This window comes from candidate division WOR-3 bacterium, from assembly GCA_039801085.1.
In the GTDB taxonomy this organism is placed as follows: domain Bacteria; phylum Hydrothermota; class Tepidihabitantia; order Tepidihabitantales; family Tepidihabitantaceae; genus JAOABP01.
Map to the genome: position 1 here is coordinate 435064 of JBDRTY010000001.1, position 20669 is coordinate 455732.

18 protein-coding genes and 1 tRNA gene are annotated in these 20669 nt (G+C 54.5%); 16 read left to right on the forward strand and 3 right to left on the reverse strand.

The genetic code is table 11. The annotated features are described in order from the left end of the window. The first annotated feature begins 11 nt into the window (after positions 1 to 11). The 10 genes from ABIK48_02035 to ABIK48_02080 all read left to right on the forward strand — a co-directional run bounded on the left by ABIK48_02035 (position 12) and on the right by ABIK48_02080 (position 10309). Positions 12 to 1418: a thymidine phosphorylase gene (locus ABIK48_02035; GenBank protein ID MEO0020936.1), complete on the forward strand. Its 1407-nt coding sequence runs from the start codon at positions 12 to 14 to the stop codon at positions 1416 to 1418. A 222-nt stretch (positions 1419 to 1640) separates the two neighbouring features. Then, entirely contained in the window at positions 1641 to 2399 is a 759-nt protein-coding gene (locus tag ABIK48_02040) for a hypothetical protein (GenBank protein MEO0020937.1), read from the forward strand. 61 nt (positions 2400 to 2460) lie between these two features. Beyond that, the gene (locus ABIK48_02045) at positions 2461 to 4047 is read left to right on the forward strand and encodes an AAA family ATPase (GenBank protein ID MEO0020938.1); all 1587 of its coding nucleotides are present in this window, start codon (positions 2461 to 2463) and stop codon (positions 4045 to 4047) included. A gap of 24 nt (positions 4048 to 4071) precedes the next feature. Further along, on the forward strand, positions 4072 to 4569 hold the full coding sequence (locus ABIK48_02050; GenBank protein MEO0020939.1) for a hypothetical protein: 498 nt from the start codon (positions 4072 to 4074) through the stop codon (positions 4567 to 4569). Positions 4570 to 4660: 91 nt separating this feature from the next. Beyond that, positions 4661 to 5359: a UDP-2,3-diacylglucosamine diphosphatase gene (locus ABIK48_02055; GenBank protein MEO0020940.1), complete on the forward strand. Its 699-nt coding sequence runs from the start codon at positions 4661 to 4663 to the stop codon at positions 5357 to 5359. Beyond that, positions 5356 to 6306 (forward strand): nucleoside recognition domain-containing protein, encoded by a 951-nt coding sequence (locus ABIK48_02060; protein MEO0020941.1) that lies wholly within the window; start codon positions 5356 to 5358, stop codon positions 6304 to 6306. The genes ABIK48_02055 and ABIK48_02060 overlap by 4 nt, the downstream gene beginning before the upstream one ends. A gap of 32 nt (positions 6307 to 6338) precedes the next feature. Then, positions 6339 to 7808 carry a leucyl aminopeptidase gene (locus ABIK48_02065; protein MEO0020942.1) on the forward strand — a complete coding sequence of 490 codons (1470 nt, stop codon included), beginning with the start codon at positions 6339 to 6341 and terminating at the stop codon, positions 7806 to 7808. After that, complete coding sequence (locus tag ABIK48_02070) at positions 7808 to 8587, forward strand: metal ABC transporter ATP-binding protein (protein ID MEO0020943.1); 780 nt, start codon at positions 7808 to 7810, stop codon at positions 8585 to 8587. The genes ABIK48_02065 and ABIK48_02070 overlap by 1 nt, the downstream gene beginning before the upstream one ends. Beyond that, on the forward strand, positions 8580 to 9410 hold the full coding sequence (locus ABIK48_02075) for a metal ABC transporter permease (protein ID MEO0020944.1): 831 nt from the start codon (positions 8580 to 8582) through the stop codon (positions 9408 to 9410). The genes ABIK48_02070 and ABIK48_02075 overlap by 8 nt, the downstream gene beginning before the upstream one ends. Beyond that, entirely contained in the window at positions 9392 to 10309 is a 918-nt protein-coding gene (locus ABIK48_02080) for a metal ABC transporter substrate-binding protein (GenBank protein MEO0020945.1), read from the forward strand. Before ABIK48_02075 ends, ABIK48_02080 begins: the two co-directional genes overlap by 19 nt. Here ABIK48_02080 and ABIK48_02085 read toward each other — a convergent pair. The 3 genes from ABIK48_02085 to ABIK48_02095 form a co-directional block, all read right to left on the reverse strand. Beyond that, positions 10269 to 12005 carry a glycosyltransferase family 39 protein gene (locus ABIK48_02085; GenBank protein MEO0020946.1) on the reverse strand — a complete coding sequence of 579 codons (1737 nt, stop codon included), beginning with the start codon at positions 12003 to 12005 and terminating at the stop codon, positions 10269 to 10271. The genes ABIK48_02080 and ABIK48_02085 overlap by 41 nt on opposite strands. 3 nt (positions 12006 to 12008) lie before the next feature. Next, positions 12009 to 13814 (reverse strand): PAS domain-containing protein, encoded by a 1806-nt coding sequence (locus ABIK48_02090; GenBank protein ID MEO0020947.1) that lies wholly within the window; start codon positions 13812 to 13814, stop codon positions 12009 to 12011. A 20-nt stretch (positions 13815 to 13834) separates the two neighbouring features. Continuing rightward, positions 13835 to 13907: transfer RNA gene (locus tag ABIK48_02095), tRNA-Thr, on the reverse strand. A 126-nt stretch (positions 13908 to 14033) separates the two neighbouring features. Here ABIK48_02095 and ABIK48_02100 point away from each other — a divergent pair. From ABIK48_02100 to ABIK48_02125, 6 genes are all read left to right on the forward strand, one after another. After that, positions 14034 to 14393: a polymer-forming cytoskeletal protein gene (locus ABIK48_02100; GenBank protein ID MEO0020948.1), complete on the forward strand. Its 360-nt coding sequence runs from the start codon at positions 14034 to 14036 to the stop codon at positions 14391 to 14393. After that, entirely contained in the window at positions 14390 to 16048 is a 1659-nt protein-coding gene (locus ABIK48_02105; GenBank protein ID MEO0020949.1) for a M6 family metalloprotease domain-containing protein, read from the forward strand. The genes ABIK48_02100 and ABIK48_02105 overlap by 4 nt, the downstream gene beginning before the upstream one ends. Positions 16049 to 16080: 32 nt before the next feature. Continuing rightward, entirely contained in the window at positions 16081 to 16827 is a 747-nt protein-coding gene (gene fabG, locus ABIK48_02110; protein MEO0020950.1) for a 3-oxoacyl-[acyl-carrier-protein] reductase, read from the forward strand. A gap of 428 nt (positions 16828 to 17255) precedes the next feature. Next, complete coding sequence (locus ABIK48_02115) at positions 17256 to 19964, forward strand: sigma 54-interacting transcriptional regulator (protein ID MEO0020951.1); 2709 nt, start codon at positions 17256 to 17258, stop codon at positions 19962 to 19964. A 242-nt stretch (positions 19965 to 20206) separates the two neighbouring features. Further along, positions 20207 to 20407 (forward strand): hypothetical protein, encoded by a 201-nt coding sequence (locus ABIK48_02120; GenBank protein MEO0020952.1) that lies wholly within the window; start codon positions 20207 to 20209, stop codon positions 20405 to 20407. Between the two features lie 33 nt (positions 20408 to 20440). Further along, the gene (locus tag ABIK48_02125; GenBank protein ID MEO0020953.1) at positions 20441 to 20641 is read left to right on the forward strand and encodes a hypothetical protein; all 201 of its coding nucleotides are present in this window, start codon (positions 20441 to 20443) and stop codon (positions 20639 to 20641) included. Positions 20642 to 20669: the final 28 nt, after the last annotated feature.

The window sequence follows — 20669 nt, forward strand, 5'->3', positions numbered from 1 at the left end:
CATTTTCCAAAGTGGACTTCCTGAGTCTGCTCCGGCGCAAACAGGCACGGGGCAGACTGCGGGCGGAGGAAATCGCCTGGCTGGTGGACAGCTATGTCAAAGGTGAGATTCCGGACTACCAGATGGCCGCCTGGCTGATGGCGGTCTATCTGCGTGGACTGGACAAGTCGGAAACGGTTACCCTGACCCGGGCGATCATGAACTCGGGTGTGATTCTGGATCTGAGTGCCATTCCGGGTCCGAAGATTGACAAACACTCCACCGGCGGTGTCGGTGACAAGGTCTCGCTGGTGCTGTCGCCACTGGTTGCCGCCTGCGGGGTCGTGGTGCCGATGATTTCGGGAAGAAGCCTTGGTCACACCGGCGGCACGCTGGACAAACTGGAGTCGATTCCCGGCTTCCGGACCAATCTTACAGTGGCGGAATTCCGGGCCGCGCTGGAGAAAAACGGGGTGGCGCTCGCCGGGCAGACTGACGAGCTCTGTCCGGCGGACCGCAAGCTTTACGCCCTGCGGGATGTTACCGGTACGGTGGATTCGATACCGCTGATTGCTGCCAGTATCATGTCCAAGAAGCTGGCAGAAGGAATTGACGGGCTGGTGCTGGATGTCAAGACGGGCCGGGGGGCGTTCATGTCAACCCGGCGCCAGGCGCGCAAGCTCGCCCGGCTGATGATTGAGATCGGCAGTGCCCTGGGGTGCCGGGTGCGGGCACTCCTGACCAGCATGTCTCAGCCCCTAGGCCGGGCAGTCGGCAATGCACTTGAGGTCCGGGAGGCGATCGCTACGCTCCGGGGTGACGGTCCTGAAGACCTGCTCGAGGTGACGTTGACGCTCGGCAGTGAGATGTTGCTTCTGGCCGGTCTCGCTCAGAAACCGCAGCAGGCGCGGCGGCTGCTGCTGCGGGCGCTGCATCAGGGCAGGGGGCTGGAAAAGTTCCGGGCGGTGATTGCGACGCAGGGAGGTGATCCGGCGGTGGTAGACAATCCTGATCTGCTGCCCCAGGCCCGATATCAGCAGCCGGTATATGCCACCGGTTCAGGTTATGTCAAGTCAATCGATGCCCTCGAGGTCGGACTGCTGGGGCTGGAGATCGGTCTTGGCCGGAAGAAACTTGATGATGTCATCGACCCCGGAGCGGGTTTCATCTTTCTCAAGAAGGTTGGCGAACTGGTGAAGAAGGGGGAGACGGTGGCGGTGGTGCATGCCGGCACCCTGCAGTTGGCGGAGAAGACAGGAGCGGCACTGGCACAATGTTTCACCTATTCTGACCGGAAGGTGGAGCCGGAGGAACTAGTGCTGGAACGGCTGGGGGATGTAGAGGAAAGGCGGAAGGTGAGGAAAGTGCTCAGACTGCGCCAGCGTTATTCCGGATCACAAGCAGCTTCCCTTAAGGTTCAGGACCAGAGACCAGATTGACAACCGGGCTGACAGTTACCCGGAGTATACCCCGGAAAATCGGAATTGCAACTGGAAACCGATTCGCTAACAACTTGCCATTTCAAGAATTATAAGAAAATGCCGAAGAATTCCGCATCCCCCTGATGTGAAAAAACAGCTGTTTATGGCTCTAATTTATTTAATTGGCTTGACTTGCTGGGGAGAATGATTTAAAATTAAGATAATAGGAGGTAGAGAGCAATGATGCTGATAGCACTGTTAATTCTTTTTAACGGCTATGAGGTGGAATGGCAGTTTCCGGTCCAGAAGGGTTGGGTGACTGTAGGACCGGATGTCGACGGCGACAGTCTGCCCGAACTGGTGATCAGATACGGTTATGCGCACCGGGATTCCTTGGGTTTTGTCAGCGGTGTCACCCGGCAGTTGTTCTGGACCGTCCCCAACCCTTATCCCGGCTGGCACAACTGGGAGGTAATTGGTGCTGGGAACATGGATGGTGACGCTGCCAAGGAGCTGCTGGTTTACGGCTTCAGCTACTCCTATCCCAGTTACTCCCTGAGGTTCCGCATCTACGACTGTGCCACTCAGACCGTTGAATTTGAGAGTCCGGAGTTCACAAGTTATGAGTTTCCCTATCCACTGCTTTCCGATCTCGATGGAGACCACAGAGCCGAGGTCATCGTCAACTATGGTGACACCTTGAACAGCACCTGTCTTGTTTACGGCTGGACCGGTGCCGGTATCAGCGGGTATGAATTAAAGAATCAGCGCGGCACAACCGCGCTGCCGGTGCCGGCGTCGCGCCGGGTCCTGATTCCGGCGGTCCGGGGTTATCCGGTGAGCATCCGGGATGCAGCGGGCAGGGTGATTCGGAGATTGACGGCGGAGCAGGAGTTTCTTTTCTGGGACGGAATTGATGCAGCGGGTCAGCCGGTTGTGCCGGGAATCTACTTTTATGACAATGGAGCGACACAGGGGAAAATTGAGCTGATGCAGTGAACCGGTCTCAGCCGGGTGATTTTGATTGCCTCCTGACAGCGGTTCATTATATTCCCAGATAGTGAAAGAACTGGAAGTGGTTGCCGATCCGACGATTCAGAGTCGGGTACAGGAGTTACTCCAGCCCCGGTTTTACGGTTCCGGAGTCCGGCGGGTAAAACTGATTCAGACCCACACCTCCTGGGTTTTCATCGCCGGCGAGTTTGCCTACAAGGTGAAGAAGCCGGTAAACTTCGGGTTTCTGGACTATACCACCCTTTCAGCACGGAAATTTTTCTGCTACGAGGAGCTGCGGTTGAACCGGCAGCTGGCGCCCGAGCTTTACCTTGATGTTCTGCCGATTACAGAAGAAAGGGGAAGATTGAGGCTGGGCGGTCAGGGAAAGGTGGTTGACTACTGTGTGAAGATGCAGGCGCTGCCCCAGTCGGCAATCATGACTGAAAGGCTGAAAAATGGTCAGGTGACCTTTGAACAGATTGACGAAATTGCCCGGCTCGTTGCCCGCTTTCACCAGCAGGCGGAGCGGGGCGAGGAGATCAGCCGTTACGGTTCAAGCGAGATCATCAGACTGAACTGGGATGAGAACTTCGCCCAGACACTGGATTTTATCGGCAGGACGATCAGCCGGCGGGCTTTTGACGAAATCAGAAGCCTGGTGGAGCGGTTTATCAGCGGGCACCGGGAGGTTTTCCGGCAGCGGCGGCGCCAGGGGTTTGTGCGCCGGTGCCATGGTGATCTGCACTCGAAAAACATCTTTCTTGCTGACCGGACCTACATCTTTGACTGCATTGAGTTCAACCCCCGGTTTTCCTGTTCGGATGTTGCGTCGGAGATCGCCTTCATGGCGATGGACTTGGACTTTCATCAGCGGCATGACCTGGCGAATTTCTTTGTTGAGCGCTACTGGGCGCTCACCGGGGATCAGGGCATGCTCGGTCTGCTCCGATTTTATCAATGTTATCGTGCCTATGTCCGGGGCAAGGTTACGGGTTTTCAGCTGAATGATCCTGGTGTGCCGGCTGATATCCGGCGGCAGGCGCAATTAACTGCCCGGCGCTATTTTGACTTGGCGCTACGCTATGCCCGGCTGCTGGAGGCAAAGCCGTTTCTGGTTGTTTTCGCCGGTCTGCCCGGTGTGGGCAAGAGTTTTCTTGCCCGGCACTTTGCCGCCCGGACACTGGCGATGCATCTGCTTTCCGATTCAATCCGCAAGCAGCTTTGCGGTATTCCGGTCAGCGCACGCCGGTTTGACGGCTACGGCAGGGGGATATATGCGCCCGAGGTGAGCCAGCGAACGTATGATGAACTTTTCCACCGGGCTGAGGTATTTCTCGTTGGAGGAATCAGTGTGGTGCTGGATGCCACTTTTACCGGCGAAGAGAGCCGGCAGCGCTGCCGGGAACTGGCAGACCGGCTCGGGGTTAAGCTTCTGATGGTGCTCGTTGACTGTCCGGAGCGGACGGTAATTTCCCGGCTGCGACGCCGGGCAAACCAGGCCGGATTTTCTGATGCCAATCTGGAGATTTACCGGATTATGAAGGAAAGGTTCAAGCCACCCCGCTCCAGTCCGGGGCTTCTGAGGATTGACAGTCGGCAGCCGGTGCGCCGGTCACTTGAGCAGATTGAGCGCCGGCTGAACCGGATTTGATATTTAATTAAAAAGGAGGTTGTTATGAAGATGGCGGCAGTTTCCTATTCACTGAGTGGTAACAATCAGATGGTGGCGCAGAAGGTTGCGGCCGGGCTCGGGATTGAACATATTCAGCTTAAGGAAGGTAGGAAAAGGCGTGCCTTTAATACACTCGTGGATATCATTTTCAACCGCACTCCTAGGGTTTCTCCGGAACCAGATGTGCTGGCAGGTTATGATTTCGTCCTGCTGTTTGCACCGGTCTGGATGGGGCATATTGCTACTCCCCTGCGGTCCTATTTGAAATACATCGGTGAGCAGCGGAAGCAGTACGGTCTGATTGTGGTGTGTGGCGGGGTTAATCGCAATCTGAAGGCGAAGGTTGCGGGTTATGCCGGCGTCGAACCGGCGGTGTTAATGGAGCTGGCGATCATGATCGAGCTTGGGGTCAAGACGCCGTTCTACCGGTTGAATTCCGCTGAAGCGGAACGACTGGCAGACAAGGTTCTAGCCGGTTTACGGGAGCATTTTAAGCTATAGCCGGTTAATCAGCGGTCCCGATACCAAGCCCGGTTTGAATTAATACGCCTTTCTGTTGATAAGCCGGAGAATTTGTCTATAATGTTTTTTCTTGAGCGGTCATTACTTCATCTCGGACGCCCATGTGGGTTCGCGTCAGCCCGAAGCCGAACGCCGGCTGGCTGAGTTTCTTGCCAGTCTCAGAGGCCGGGCAGCGGCGCTTTATATCCTCGGTGATCTGTTTGAGTTCTGGTTTGAGTATCAGCGGGTGATTCCCAAGTCCGGGCTCAGGGTGCTTACACTGCTGGCGGAACTACGGAGTTCAGGCACGGGAGTTTTTCTGCTCCGGGGCAATCACGATGTCTGGTTTCGCGGATTTCTTCAGCAGGAGCTGGGGCTGGAGGGTTTCCGGGATGAAATGAGCATTGAGATTGAGGGCAGGCGGGTGTTTGTAACCCATGGTGATGTGCTGGACCGAAATTTCATTCCGCGGGTTTTCCGGTGCCTGATGCGCAGCCGGATTAACGGTGCCCTGTTTTCGCTTCTCCATCCGGATATCGGGATCGGGCTTGCCCGCTATATCGCCCGCCGGAGCCGGGAGCAGGGAGCAAAACCGGCGCTGGTGACAGCGCTGCGGGAGTTTGCCCGGTGCAAGATTGCTGATGGTTATCAGGTGGTGATCATGGGTCATTCCCATATTCCGGAGCGGGTTGAGTTTCCGGGCGGAGTCTATCTGAATGTCGGTGACTGGCTCAGAAATTTCACCTACGGACTGTTGGAAAACGGGACGGTGCGGCTGGAGCGGTTATGAAGGATTTGCTCCAGACTGCCGGGCTGGGTGTTTTCCGTGGGGTGCGGGCGTTTCTGAAGCTGATGAGTATTGTAGTACCGGTCTATACCTTTGTCACTCTGCTTAAGTATACACCGGTGCTTGCCGCCTTTGCCCGGTTGATGGCACCGTTCATGAAGTTCTTCCGGTTGCCGGGTGAGGCGGCAATGGCGCTGATTCTAGGGAATTTTATCAATATCTATGCCTCACTGGGAGCTATCACCGCCCTGAAAATTTCCGGTGCCCAGCTGACGGTTTTGAGCCTGATGATTCTTTTATCTCATTCACAGATTCTTGAGACTGCGGTTTTCTTTCAGATCCGGGCACAGTGGTGGCTTCTATGGCTGATCCGGTTGCTGCTTTCATTTGCCGCCGGGTTCGGGCTGGCAACGCTGATTGTTCCGGCAGGAGCAGGTTACGGCAGTAATGCGGTGGATTTTTCCGCCCTGCAGCATCGGTTTGTGCCGGTGCCAGCGTTAAAGTCCTGGGCACTCGGACTCGGCAGTACGGGTATCAAGATGCTGGCGGTGCTGGTCGGTATCTTTCTGATGCTGGAGCTGGCACGGCGCTACGGGGTGCTGGAGCGGATGCTTGCCGGGCTGCAGCGGGTTCTCAAGTTTATGGGCTATAGTCGGGATGCGGGAATGCCCTGGCTTGCCGGGAATGTGTTCGGTATCGTTTTCGGGGCAGGACTGATCGTGGAATCGGTAAAGGAGAGCAGACTTACCCCCAAGCAGGTGACGCTGGTGGCAACATTTCTGGCGCTGTGCCACGGTCTGTTTGAGGATACCGCTATCTTTCTGGTGCTGGGGGCAAACCTGTTTTGGATCGTTGTTCCCCGAGTTGTGCTGGCAGTGCTGGTGACTTGGGTGCTGAACCGGATTTTGAAGGATGCCCCGGTGTTGACAGGTGCAGGACTGAAGGGATAAGATTATAAGACTATAAAAAGAAAGGAGCGGAGATGAAAGTTGAATTGACAAGCCGAGCAAAGTGGAACGGCAGATTGAGCGCCGCTTTGATGTTTGAAGGCGAACAAAGTCCCGCAGGGGTGGAACCGGGCAGTTTCAGCCGGGTGGTTCTGCTCCATGAGTGTTTTAACGGACAGTTCCGTGAGACTGCAGTCGGCATTGATGCCGGCAGGAAAAGGCTGATTCTGTCCGGACTGGGGAAAAAGGCGGAGTTTGAGCCGGAGCGGGTGCGGGGGGCGGTAGCACGGGCGTTAAGCCGGGCGCAAGAGCTGAAGGCAGAGGAGTTGGGGGTGATTATGCCCCGTGCCGGAGAAGTGAAAGGAGGGCTGGAGCGGTGGTTGATGGCGGCAGTTGAGGGCGGAATTCTGAGCAGTTACCGGTTTGATCGTTACCGTCAGCCCAAACCGGATGAGATTGCGGGGTTGAAGCGGCTGGTCCTGGTTTTCAGTTCGGAAGGGGAAGCGAAAAAGGCGGAACCGGCGGTCAGGGAAGCGGAACGGCGCTGTGCTGCGGTGTGCTATGTCCGTGATCTGGTGAACGAGCCTTCTGCAAACAAATGGCCGATGAAACTGGCAGAGCGGGCAGGTGAGCTGGCTGTCGAGGGCAGAATCGCGGTCAAGATGATGGACCACACAGAGCTGGAGCGGCTGGGGATGAACGGGATCCTTGCGGTCGGCAGGGGTTCACACAACCCACCCTGTCTAGTGCAGCTGACCTATACCCCAAGGGGAAAGTCTAGGGGCACACTCGTATTTATCGGCAAGGGGATAACTTTTGATTCCGGCGGACTGTCGCTGAAGACACCGCAGTATATGGAGAATATGAAGGATGATATGGCCGGTGCCGCAACTGTATTCGGGCTGTTTCATTATCTGCGGGAAACCGAACTGCCTTGGACAGTTGTCGGTCTGACACCGCTGGCAGAAAATATGCCTGGCGGCGGTGCGCAGAAGGTCGGCGATGTCATCCGCCATTATAATGGCAAGACGGTGGAGGTGGCAAATACTGATGCTGAAGGAAGACTCCTGCTTGCCGACGTGCTGGCATACGGTGCTACTTTCAAGCCGGAGCTGATGATTGACATCGCCACCCTGACCGGTGCCTGTGTTGTGGCGCTGGGCAATGAGTGCGCCGGAGTTCTGGGAACGGACCAGCAGACGATCAACCGGCTGATTGCGCTGGGGAAGGACCATGGAGAGCTTTTCTGGCAGCTCCCGCTGATAGAAAACTACCGGTCACATATGAAGAGCACGGTGGCAGATCTGAAGAATATTGGCAAGCCGATGAATGCAGGCACGATTATCGGCGGGCTGTTTCTTTCCGAATTCGTGCCCAAGAACAGCAACTGGGTGCATATTGACATTGCCGGTGTTGCCTTTACGACCGAGGCCCGGGACTATTGTCCGGCAGGTGCGACCGGTGTGCCGGCACGGACACTGATCGCCCTGCTGGTGAACCGGTAATGGTACCGGCAGTTGAATTTGAACGGGTAACGGTTTCATTTCCCCGTCAGATTGCGCTGGAGGATGTTTCCTTCCGGCTGGAAAGGGGTGAATTTCTCGGTGTTATTGGACCCAACGGTTCGGGCAAGACGACGCTGCTTAAGACCGTGCTTGGATTGTTTAAACCCGCTGCCGGCAAAGTGCGGGTGCTGGGAGTGGAATGGGCTGGTATCAGCCGGGTGCGGCAGCGGATTGGCTATGTGCCCCAGCGTAAGCCGATCGATCCCAATATGCCGGTGAGTGCACTGGAGGCGGTGCTGATGGGTACCTATGCCGGACTGGGGTTATTCCGGTTACCGGGAAAGAAAGAACGGGAACAGGCCTGGGCAGCACTGGCTGCTGTAGGACTGGAAAAAAATGCCATTCATGTTGCCGGCCATCTTTCCGGAGGGCAGCAGCAGCGGCTGTTTCTGGCCCGGGCCCTCGTCTCTGCACCGGAACTGCTCCTGCTGGATGAACCGACCGCAGGTGTGGATGTGGTGACCCGAAGGCAGATGGTCGAGCTGATCCGAAGAGTGCATCAGGAATGGAAACTGACCACAATTTATGTAACCCATGATCTTAATGAGGTGATGAGCTGTTCGGACCGGATTATACTGCTCAACCGGAGGGTGTTCGGTTTCGGTCCGTGTGGCGAGGTAGTTAACAGTGAGAACATGAGCCGGCTTTATCAGACCGGCGTGCAGATTGTTGAGCAGGATGGTCAGCGGTATGTGATCACCGGTGATTATCATGGCTGAATTATTCTCCTTCGGGTTTATCCGGAATGCGCTGATTGGTGCCTTGCTTGTCTCTACCGTTTGTTCGGTGATCGGGGTGCTGGTGGTGTTGCGCGGGCTGGCATTTGCGGGTGCGGGAATTGCTCATGCGGCGTTTGGCGGTGTGGCGCTCGGGTTTCTCTTGGGAGTTGATCCGCTCCTGAGTGCGGTTATCTTCTGTCTGGTAACTGCGGCGCTCGTCAGTTTCACCGGTGCCCAGACCGCTCTCCGTCAGGATACGACGATCGGTATCTTCTTTTCCTGGACAATGGCGCTGGGGGTACTTTTCATCGGGCTGATGCGGCGCTACGATGCCCGGGTATACGGTTATCTGTTTGGCAATGTGCTGGGAATAACCTCACAGAACATCGGGCTGATGATTGGGCTCACGGTTCTCGTGCTACTGCTGATTGCGATTTTCTTTAAAGAGTTTCAGTTTTTCATTTTTGATGGAGAGATGGCGCAGGCTTCCGGTCTGCCGGTCGGAATTCTGAATCTGCTGCTTTACGGTCTAATTGCACTCACGGTGGTGATTGCACTCAAGGCGGTGGGAATTATTCTTGTGGAGGCGCTGCTGGTGATTCCGGCGGCAACCGCATATCAGCTGACCACCAGCTATAAAATGATGTTTGTTCTTTCCTGGCTGTGTGCGACGATGGCAAGCAGCGCCGGGCTGGTCCTTTCCTATTTTTTCAATCTGCCTTCGGGCGCTACTATCGTCATGGTGGCGGTGTTGATCTTTGTCGTGGCGGTGATATTCTCACCCAAAAGGAGGCGGTGTAAAATATGTGGTCGCGCGGCGTAACCTTATTAATAATTACACTTCTGATCTTCACCGGCAGCTGTCGCCGGTCACAAAGGTTAGAAATCGGCGTTGTTACGACCATACCGGTGACTGCTGACTGGGTGCAGCAGGTTGGCGGTGACCGGGTAAAGGTGGTTTCGATCTTGAAAGGGCAGGAGGACGCGCACAGTTATGAGCCCGGTCCCCAGACGGCAGAGATGCTGGCTCAGGCACAGCTGGTGATCCGGGTCGGGCTCGGATTTGATGCCTGGCTGGACGGGCTGATCGCCAACTCCGGTAATCCGAAGTTGAAGGCGCTGACACTGGCAGAGGGGATTGAACCGGTTGAGGATGAGGGTGAGCATCACGGCCACGGTGTTCATGAGGCGGGCAACCCGCACATCTGGCTGGACCCGGAGGTGGCAAAGTCCGGGGTAACGAGAATCGCCATTCTGCTCGGTGCAATTGATCCGGCACATCGTGCTGAGTATCAGCGACGGGCAGAGGCGTACTGTGGAGAACTGGACAGTGTCAGTGCTGTTCTCAGAGGACTGGTGGCGGAGCTGAACAATCGCCGGTTTGTTGCCCTGCACAACTCCTGGCCCTATTTCTGCCGGGCATTCGGGCTGGAGATGGTTGCGGCGGTTGAACCGCTTCCGGGCCGGGAGCCTTCGGCAAGGAGTTTTGCCGGACTGATCAAGCTAATGCGCCAGGATTCAGTGCGGGTAATTGTGATCGAACCGCAGCATAATCCGGATCTTGCCCGGGTGCTCGCAAGGGAGACCGGTGCGCAGGTGGTAACCCTGAGCCAGTTCAACGGTGTCCTGCCGGGAACCGATACCTATCTGGAGCTTCTGGATTATAATGTCGGGACCCTGGTCAGTGTCCTGAAAGGGAATCGTTCAAAGCCAGCACGGTGATCAGCTGTCCGCGGATGCGGAATTGGAGCAGTTTTTTTGTCTTTTCTTTCACTCCCGGACTGACCCGTTCCCAGAGCAGACGGTCGGTTTCGCCTTCGCCGAGAATAAGATGGGTGACAGCGAAACGTCTGAACAGGTCAGCAAGATTCGCCCAGTCGGTGACTGCAATTGCCCGTTTCCGGGATTCAATCATTACCGGTGGTGCCCATGGTCCGGCAACAACAGCATTATCCGGCAGCAGACGGTCAACCGCTTTTGAATATGTGATTAGATCATAGGTTCGGTTGGTGAACCATGCGCTCCATTGACCGATATCGAGTCGCAGACTGAGAATGAGAATCAGTCCGACCAGTGCAACCCGGAGCCAGCCGGGTCTGATTGTCCAGCCTTTTTTCCGGAACCGGAGCAGACCGTAGCCGGTAAAGGCGAGGGCGATACCGATGATCAGAGAGAATATAATGATACCAGATTCCCCGTCGGGCTGGGGGTAATTGCGGAATCCTGAGCTGTAAAGCATTAACTGGAGAACCGCCGGGCTGAGCCAAATGCCATAGAGCAGGGTTTTTATAACGGTGGGGCGGGTCTGGGGAATGATGGTGCCGTTTTCCAGTATCCGGCAGAGGGCGGCGGCAGCAGCGATCAGGAGGCAGGGCAGAAGTATGATTTCATAGCGGGGTGGCCGGTAGTTCATGTAACCAAGCATCAGTAGCCCGAAGACGAACCAGAGCAGCGTGTAGCGGAGCAGCCGGGATTGTGACCGTCCTAACCAGGGTAGGGTCAGATAGCCGAGGAGGGCAGTCCAGATCATTCGGGGTATGAGACGCGAGCGCAGACCGAAGGTGAAGGTGTTAAACAGGTAGGCAGAAATGGTGCGGGGATGGCCTGCCGGTGATTCACTGGAATGGCGTACAGCATACTGGAGATATTCCTTACGGTAAGGTAGATAGACGAGCAGGAGCCAGCAAAGAGATGCGATGATGCCGCCGGCAGAAAAGTAAAGCAGGGTGGTTGTCATCCGTTTCCGGTTCGGAAATGCGGGCAGTTCGCTGACAATCAGGATGAGCATTACCGGCACCAGGAAAACAGCGGACAGCTTTACCAGCAGCACGGTAGCGGCAGCACAGAACCCGGCAGCGGTCATCAGACCAGGGCGCCTGAGTCCCTGGACCCAGAAAAAACCGGTGAGCAGCAGGGACAGGATTTCCAGTGATTCCACCAGTCCCAGCCGGCTGTACATCACTAGTGGATAGCAGGTGGCAAGTAGCAGTGCACTGAGCAGAGCTGGGGCGGGGTTTTTTTCTGTGCGGAAAAAGAGAGCGAGTATCAGAATGCTGAGTGCCCCCGAGATCAGGGACAGCAGTTTTACCTGAACAAAGCCGATACCCAGAATTTTGTAGATCAGAGCCACGAACACATTTACCAGCGGGTAAATGACAAACGGCAGGAAGTCGTCCATTTTCCATCTGCCATAAAGGGAAAAGTTGCGGGCGGAATAGGTATTCAGGCTTTCATCGGTGTAGGGGGCGAAGCTCCATGAGAGGTCAGGTGGAGGGTCGGCCCGCAGATCAGCAGCCCGCAGACCGAAGCCGGCGATGATAATTACCCCGAGTATGAACCAGAAATAACGGGGGTGGAATCGGAAGAGCTGATTTGGTCTGCTGTTGAGTTCGGGAGCGTGCTGCCGGTTTTTCTTCATTGTTTAACCGGACCAGCGTCCAAGTTCTTCCCGGGCACGGCGCAGGAGCTCGGTCTGCTCAGCGATAATTTTCTCCAACTGCTCACGCCCACGCCGGAGTTCAGTCTGGACCTGAACCAGCCGGGTGATATCGAAGCCGATGTCAATCACACCGACGGTCTCGCCGTTCGCTCCCGGGAGCGGCAATTTGGAAAGTGCAACCCAGGTGCTGGTAGCTGATTTGGGATCGCCGAGACAAAGTTCCAGATTTACCGGTCTGCCGGTTTGCAGGACCTGACGGTCTTGGGAATTCAGCATCGCGGTTACTGTTGCGGGAAACAGCTCGGCGTCCGATTTACCCAGAATGCTCGAACCACCGCCATAGGTTGCTGATGCCACCGGGTTCGCCTGGATATATTTCAGATTTGCGTCCTTGATGGCAAGCAGGATTCGTTCGTTCTGCCAGATGGTCTGAAACCGGCGATCCAGTTCCTGCCAGGACTGCTCAATCTTGCGCCGGGCGGTAATGTTGGTGATCAAGCCCAGAATACCTATATCCACCGGAAACAGGATCAGTTGAAACCATCCGGCGTACCGTTCACGGCCGTCCTGATAAAAGAATTCGCCACTCTGGGGCTGTTGATCGAGTAACGCCTTGCGCACGATTGCTGCAAGGCCGCTGGCTTCGGCTTCCGGATAGACCTCCCAGAGTTTTCTCCCCACCGCTTCTTCACTGTTTACCCGGGTTTCCTTTTCCGCACCTTTGCTCCAGGCGGTGATTACCCAGTCGCGGTTAATCAGAAAAACACCGGCGACCTCGGTTTCCAGCATGGCAGCGATATTCTGCTCCTTTTTTCTCAGGAGTTCTTCCAGCTGCTTCTCCCGGGTGATGTTCAGGACGATAATTTCAAAGGTCCGGCGACTGGCAAAGGTACAGGTGCGGGCTGTCATTCTGAGCCAGACCGTATCCTTCGCCGGTTCCTTGATTATCCGGAATTCAAGGCCGGGCGGATATTCGCCGGTCTGGCGGGCCTGGAGTTCTGCGCTTTTCACCCGTTCCTGATCTTCGGGATGAACCTGAGCGTAGAGCGCCATATTATCGGTCAGAACCGTTTCTCTTGATACTCCGAACAGTTCGCGGACACTCGGACTGATCGCAAGGATTCTGCCGTCTTCAGCACGGCGGATGATGCACAGCTCCTGAGCTGAATCGATCAGGGTGCGGTAGCGCTCTTCACTTTCCCGCCATGCCTGTTCAATTTTTCGCCGCGCAAATTCAATATCCCGGGTATCTGCTGAATCGGCTGAATCCGAATAGGCAGGAGAGATCGCGGGCGCACTTTTTAGTTCTTGGATTGACGCTTCTGCCCTTTTCAGGTCAGTGAGGTCTTCATAGATGAGCGCCAGCATCTTAACCCTGCCTTCATAATCAAGCAGCGGCAGGGCAGTTACCCGCAGACAGACCTTGCCATAAGGGGTGGGCGGAAGACCGATCTCCGCCGGTTCATACCAGTAAGGCGGTGTTTCAATCCGGGCACCGGCGAGGAGTCGTCGGAGCTGAGGTTCAAGCAGGCCGGTGCGCTTGAGTGCCCTGGGGTCATTTAAACTGATACCGGGGGGCGGTATTTTGCCCAGCAACCGTTCAGCCGCCCGGTTACTTTTGAGCAGGTTTCCCTGAGGGTCAAAGATTTCGATTGCCACCGGACTGAAGTCAATCAGGCTGTCGAAGATCGCCTGTGCCCGGGCTTCTGCGCGGCGGCGTTCTGCTTCCTGAAACGCCTCCTGTTCTTCCAGCATCTTTTTCGGATCCGGTGCTTTCGGGAAGATCATTTTTTCCTTTCAGAACAGCAAGCCGGCGACCCGGTTCGAACGGGTGACCTGCGGTTTACGAAACCGCTGCTCTGCCTGCTGAGCTACGCCGGCAGTTGTAATCGAAATTTTAGCAGGTTGTCGAGCAGCGTCAAGCGGCAGAATCAGATTGAGCAGCCGGTGCCGTAATTTGTTTTGACAACCGGGACCGGGCAAATATACTTCTGATAAAGGAGTACAATGTCCCGAGAAAAGAATGGTGGCAGAATTGATACAGTAATTGGAAGTGAGGCGGTGATGAAGGGGGATCTGCGGGTAAACGGTGGTGTGCGGTTTGATGGCAAACTTGAGGGCAGGATCGATGTTGCGGATGTGTTTCTCGCCGGTCCGCGTTCGTTCCTGAAAGGGGAGATTCAATGCCGGAGCGCAGTGATCGCCGGCAGGATTGAGGGCGATATCCGGGCACAGGAGCTGGTCGAGCTGCAGACCGGTGCTCAGGTATTTGGCAATATCACTTGCCGGGAGCTGGTGATCCAGCCGGGGTGTTTCTTTGAAGGTAAATGCCAGATGCTCAGGGAAGATAACAGAGCTGAACAATGAGGCTGTTCGGGTTTGTTCTGCTTTCCGTCGGTTTAGGGGCAGCGATGCCGCCGATACCGGGTAACAGTCGCAGGGTCTTTCTTCCCGGGAAACTGGAGCGGCCTTCAGCAGTGCGTCCGGCAACAGATCGGACGGGCAGACTGCTGGTAATTCTCGTTGATTTCAATGATAATATCCATCGTTTTCCCGGATCGGAGTTTCAGCAGCTGATTTTCGGTAGTGGAACCGGTTCAATGCGCGATTATTACCGGGAGGTGAGTTTTGGCAGTCTGTTGCTCAGCGGTGATGTGGCAGGCTGGATACGTCTGAGTAATCCCTATTCGTATTATCTCGGAGATTCATTCGGTATTTATGGAAGTTTTCCCCATAACAGCCAGGGTCTGGTGCGGGATTTGGTGTCCGCGATTGATGGAGCGGTTGATTTTTCCCGTTACGACTGGGATGGAGATGGATTTGTTGACGGTCTGCTCATCGTCCATGCCGGACCAGGTGCCGAAGAGACGGGTGAACCCGGTGACATCTGGTCGCACAAGTGGCAGCTGAGTGATGATATATTCGGTTCCCCCGGACCGGTCCAGACTGGTGACGGGGTGAGTGTGGATGAGTATTCAATTCAGCCGGAAAGATTTCTTGACGGTAATATAATCTCGATCGGCGTTTTCTGTCATGAGTTCGGCCATCTGCTGGGATTGCCTGATCTCTATGATACTGACTATTCCAGTTCCGGGTTGGGTATGTTCTGTCTGATGGCAGCCGGCGGTTGGGCCCGGGCCGATACTGGCGTGTCTTATGGCAGCTCACCGACCCACCCGTCAATCTGGTGCAAGTATCTTCTGGGCTGGGTTGTGCCCGATTCGGTTCAGCCTGGATATCGGGATTCTCTCTCACCGGCTTTACTGGCGGCTGCTGCAACTGCGCCCGCCGGGTACCGGATTCTCGAGAATCCCGGGGGCGTTGACTGGTCGTTCAGCCAGACCGGCAATGGTGAATATTTTCTGATCGAGAACCGTCAGCGCTTCGGATTTGACCGGGGTCTGCCCGGAGTCGGCATTTTGATTCTGCATATCGATGAGTCCCGACCGGACAACAGCGATGAGCGCCACCCGCTGGTCGGTATTCTGCGTGCCGACCGTTCACCAAGATTTGCCCTTGATGCCGGGGACAGAGGCAGCGATGTTCACTTGTGGAAGGCAAGTGATACCGGGGTGCGCAATTTTACCACGCCCTCAACCGCATTTTACAACGGGATTCAGAGCGGTGTGGTTATTGAGCAGATCTCGGGATCAGATTCAATAATGACGGCAACTCTGAAGATTTCACCGATGTTTCTGGGCCGGGTTTACTCGTTCCCCAATCCAGTAGTAGTGCGGGATAATCAGCCCCAAGCGACGATTGCCTACATGCCGACCGATTCGGTCCGGCTTGCAGGACAGTTTCCCGATTTTAAAATCAGAATTTTCAACATTGCGGGCGAGCCGGTCCGGTTGCTGGATGAACCCGGGACTGAAATTGTCCCGCGCTACCGGGCGGGTTTCTGGAATCTGAGAAATGAACAGGGCAAACCGGTTACAAGTGGGATGTATTTTTACATTGTCGAGATTGAGGAGGACGGGGTAATTGAACAAAATGTGGGGCGATTGACGGTGGTCAGATAATTTCAACAGAAAATAAAGGAGGAGTGAAGGAGATGGTTTGTAATTTGAATGGCAAAATTGCTCTGGTAACTGGCGGTGGCGCCGGGATCGGTCGGGCGATCGCCAAGCGGCTGGCAGACTCGGGCGCGGTAGTGGCTGTGTGTGATCTGATTGGTGAATCTGCCCGGCAGGTGATGCAGGAGATTGAACAAGCTGGGGGGCGGGCTTGTGGTTATGCACTTGATGTTGCTGATAACAACCAGGTGGAACAGGTGGTTGAACAGATTGAGTCGGAATTAGGCGGTGTGCAGATTCTAGTGAATAACGCGGGCATTACCCGTGATAGTCTGTTGATCCGGATGAGTGAGGATGATTTTGACCGGGTGCTGGCGGTTAATCTCAAAGGCGCATTTAATCTTACGAAGGCCTGCTGCCGTTCGATGATGAGGCTGCGCTGGGGCCGGATTATCAATATCAGTTCGGTTATCGGGCAAATGGGGAATGCCGGTCAGTCAAACTATGCGGCAGCCAAAGCGGGGCTGATTGGATTTACCAAGTCGGTAGCGAAGGAGCTCGCCATCAGAAATATCACCGTGAACGCTATTGCTCCGGGTTTCATCGCCACTGCCATGACTGAGAAACTGACCCCGGCAGTACGCCAGTCATATATTGAGGCAATTCCCTTAAAGCGGGCTGGCACACCCGAAGATGTTGCCAGCCTTTGTCTTTTCCTTGCCTCAGATGAGGCGGGATATATTACCGGTCAGGTGATAAGAGTTGATGGTGGTATGCTGATGTAAACCCTACCTTTATATTTATAGGACCCATTGATGTTCGCACTTTTCGCAGAACAGGTATGAAGGGGGACGCGCAACTCCATCCTGACAGTCCGGACACGGGAGGTTAATCGGTCTGCCGTCCGGACCAAGCCAGGCTTCCCTTTTCCAACTATTTACACCTGTGGGCGCACTTGGACATCCGGGATGTTCATAAAGGGCAAATGTTTTTTCCGCGATGCCGCACTGGGGGCAGATTGCCCGTTGCTGATTTGAGGGCATTGTTTTGTTCATCGCTGCTCCTTTGCTGGTTAAATTCTTTATTTTATAAAAGCAGGATGATATAACGACATCCTGCCGTCCTCAAAATAATATATTAGACTTATTCTGTTCTGTCAAATGAGTTCGAGTATTGACAGTAAAGAACTTGTTGTATATGCTTAATTTACAAGATGATGGATGATTTTCTGCAGCGGGTAAGGGAACTGGAAACTCAGCTTGCTCACTGTTCTTCTCTTGAGGAGCGTGCAGAGTTACTACTTGGACAGGCAGATGGTTTTGTAGTAAATGCTGCACCCCTGCTCAAGCCTTTATTTGAACAGGAACTCCTGGCAGCTCAGGAGCAGGGCAGGCGTTTGATAGAAGTGCGGCTGGCACGCCGGCTGTCTGATATCTGCCGGCACTGCGGGGCAAATGAAGAAGCTGATCTTTATGCCCAGCGGGTCAGGAAAATCGGTACTGAGATTGGGGAGCCGCGATTCATCGGATCAGGCTGGTATCTCGCTGGACAGGTGGAGCAGGCAAGGTGCAATTATGAAGCAGCGATCGATTGCTACCAGCGGGCACTGACAGAGTGGCAGAAGGCCGGGGTAGTGCGCGGAATTTATGCTGCACTTAATGGCCTGGGGAGTGTTGCAGGACTCACCGGGCGTTATCATGAGGCAAGGGATTATTATCAGCAGTGCCGCCAGTTGCTAGAGAATCCCGAGTTTGATGACTTTGTCCGGGCAACCAATTACTGCAATCTGGGCTGGGTTTATCTTCAGCTTGGTGAGTGGGACGATGCAGAGGAAAATCTCTACCGGTCGGTGGCACTGGCTGAACAGCAGGGATATGATTTTATCCGTTACAATGCCCTGAATCTGTTGGGCGAACTGTTTCTTAAGCGTGACCGTCTGGAACGGGCGGTGGAGGTTTTTACCACGGTTGTTGAGGCCGGGAGAAAGGGATTGACTGCTGCCGAACTGTTACGGGATAGCCTGACTAATCTGGGGGAAGCCGAGTTCCGGCGTCGCAATTATGCGGGAGCAAGCCGGGCGTTTGCGGAAGCAATCGATTTGTGCGCGGTCAATCAGGACCGGTTGAATAGCAGCATGCTTTTGTGGCGGATGGCAGAACTGGAGCTGGCACAGGGAAATTACGATCGGTGCGCCGGGCTCTGTCAGCAGGCACAACAGCTGGCAAAGGAGCTGGGTGCCCGCAATGTTGAGGCAGAAGTATTCCGGGTCCGGGCGCTACTGGAGCAGGAGCGGGGTATGGCTGGTGCGGCGTGCAGCTTTTATGAACGGGCACGGGAGTTGCTTAATGATGAACCGGAGAGTTATGAATCAGCCCGGTTGCGGCTACAGTTTGGGCAGTTTCTCCTGGAACAGAATCAGAAGGAACGGGCAGCGGAGGAGCTGAAGTTTGCCAGCCGGGTTTTCCGGAAACTGGGACTTGTGGCAGAAACTGATGAGGTGAACCGGATTCTGTTCCGTCTGGAACTTAATGCCGACCGGGAAATTGCTCTGGTCGCTGGAATTGCCGGGCTGGCACTTGCTGGACTTGAATCGGGTAAGTTCATTGAAGGCGCCCTCAAGATGATTTGCGAAGCATTCGGATTTGATGGCGCAGCACTAATAATTAACCAGATTCCCAGGATTATTTATGGCGACGTTAATGTTGCAGTGGAGGATTGGGAACAGGGTGCTCCGATTGTGAAGGAGCACGAAGTGCTGATGCCGGTATGTGTCCGAGGTGATGTGAACGGTTATGTTTATCTGGCGAGGAGAGCATCATGGAAATTGGATCTTCGCACCAGCGTGCTGGAGACCGTGGCTTCGCTTTTGGCACCAGCGGTGGAGAAGCTGTACAGTTTGGCTGAGGAACTGCCAGCACCAATAATGGAAATTCCCGGACTGCGGTTTGACGGTGTGATCGGCAAGTCGATAGCGATGAGAAAGAATCTGGAAATCATTGTTCGATGTGCGGACTCAAGTCTTCCCGTTCTTATCCGGGGTGAAAGTGGAACCGGCAAAGAGCTGGTAGCGCGGGCGATACATTTTACCAGTAGCCGGAGTGGGAAGCCATTCGTGCCGATTAACTGCGCTGCGGTGCCAGAAACTCTGCTTGAGGCAGAATTCTTCGGTGTAGAAAAAGGTGCGGCTACCGGGGTGAGTGCGCGTAAGGGAAAGTTTGAACTGGCTGACGGCGGAACAGTTTTTTTGGATGAGATCGGTGATATGAGCCCCGGGTTGCAGGCAAAGTTGTTGCGGGTTCTGCAGGATAAGACTTTTGAACGGGTAGGTAGCACCAGACCGGTGCGGGTTGATGTCCGGGTGGTTGCTGCTACTAATCAAAATCTGGAGAAACTTATTCAGGAAGGAAGGTTTCGGGAGGATCTTTATTACCGGCTGAACGGTATTGAGATCTACCTGCCCCCTTTAAGGGAGCGGGCAGAAGATATCCCTGAGCTGGTCCGGTTTTTCATTGCTAAGGCAAATCAGGAGGCGAAACGGGAGGTCCGTGGTGTCAGTCCGGCGGTGTTGCGTCTGTTTCTTGCGTATAGCTGGCCTGGTAATATCCGGCAGCTGCGGAATGTAATTCAGCGGGCAGTGGTACTGGCAAAAGGGGAGGAGATTGAGATTGAAGATCTGCCGGCGGAGTTGCGCCATTTGAGCGGTTTTCAGCAGGCTGATATCAAGTCGCCACTGAAATCAGCAAAAAAAATTGTCCAAGAAAAGGCGAGCGCGGAGCTGGAACGAGCGATGGTCATGGATTGTCTTGAAAAGGCTAACGGAAATGTCAAAAAGGCGGCTGAACTTTCAGGTTATAGCCGGGCACAGTTCTATCGTTTAATAAAAAAACACAATATAAGATTTAGAAACAGCACCAGGAATTAAGACCCAATTTTAAACTCACCCAGAAAAATAAGTTTGAGACAATTTTTATCATAATTTGAGACATTCAAGCCTCCTGTCTCGATAGATGAGACATCCACTAAAACCAGCCGGCGCTTTTTTGTTGTAATATATTGTAATTATAATACTTATAATAGTGAAATTTAATCTGGCACATTTTTTGCATCTCGTTGATACGATGGCGAACAAAAGACAGTAAATGAAATTGAAAGAAAGGAGCAAAAATGTTTAATAGAGGTGTAGAGAGAGTAATGCAGATACTTCTGGTCGGTGTGTTTGGGGTAGCCGGATTGATGGTTGCTAAGCTGAGGTCTGTAGATAAGGGGGCACTGGATCCGAAGATCAATCTTCATGAATCGATGCGGGATTATCAGATCAAGAAGATCGCCACTGAGCGGATGCTGGTTGATAATATCTATCGATAAACCTCTGGGGAGGTAGAAATGACGGGAGTAGCAATGAGAAAATGGGTGGAGGCAGGCTTGGGAGTCGGGCTGCTGGTGACTGAAGTTTTTATCGCCAGGATGCGCATGAGCGAATCGGAACCGCAGTTCACTCCGATTTCCAATTCAGTGGTCGCGGTTAATGCAGCAGGAAAGGAGGGTTGGCGCTCTTACAAATCGGGAATTGCTGGCGTTCGCCTGTCTGGCGAAAATTGAATTTTCGGAGTTGAAAGGTGAGGGATAT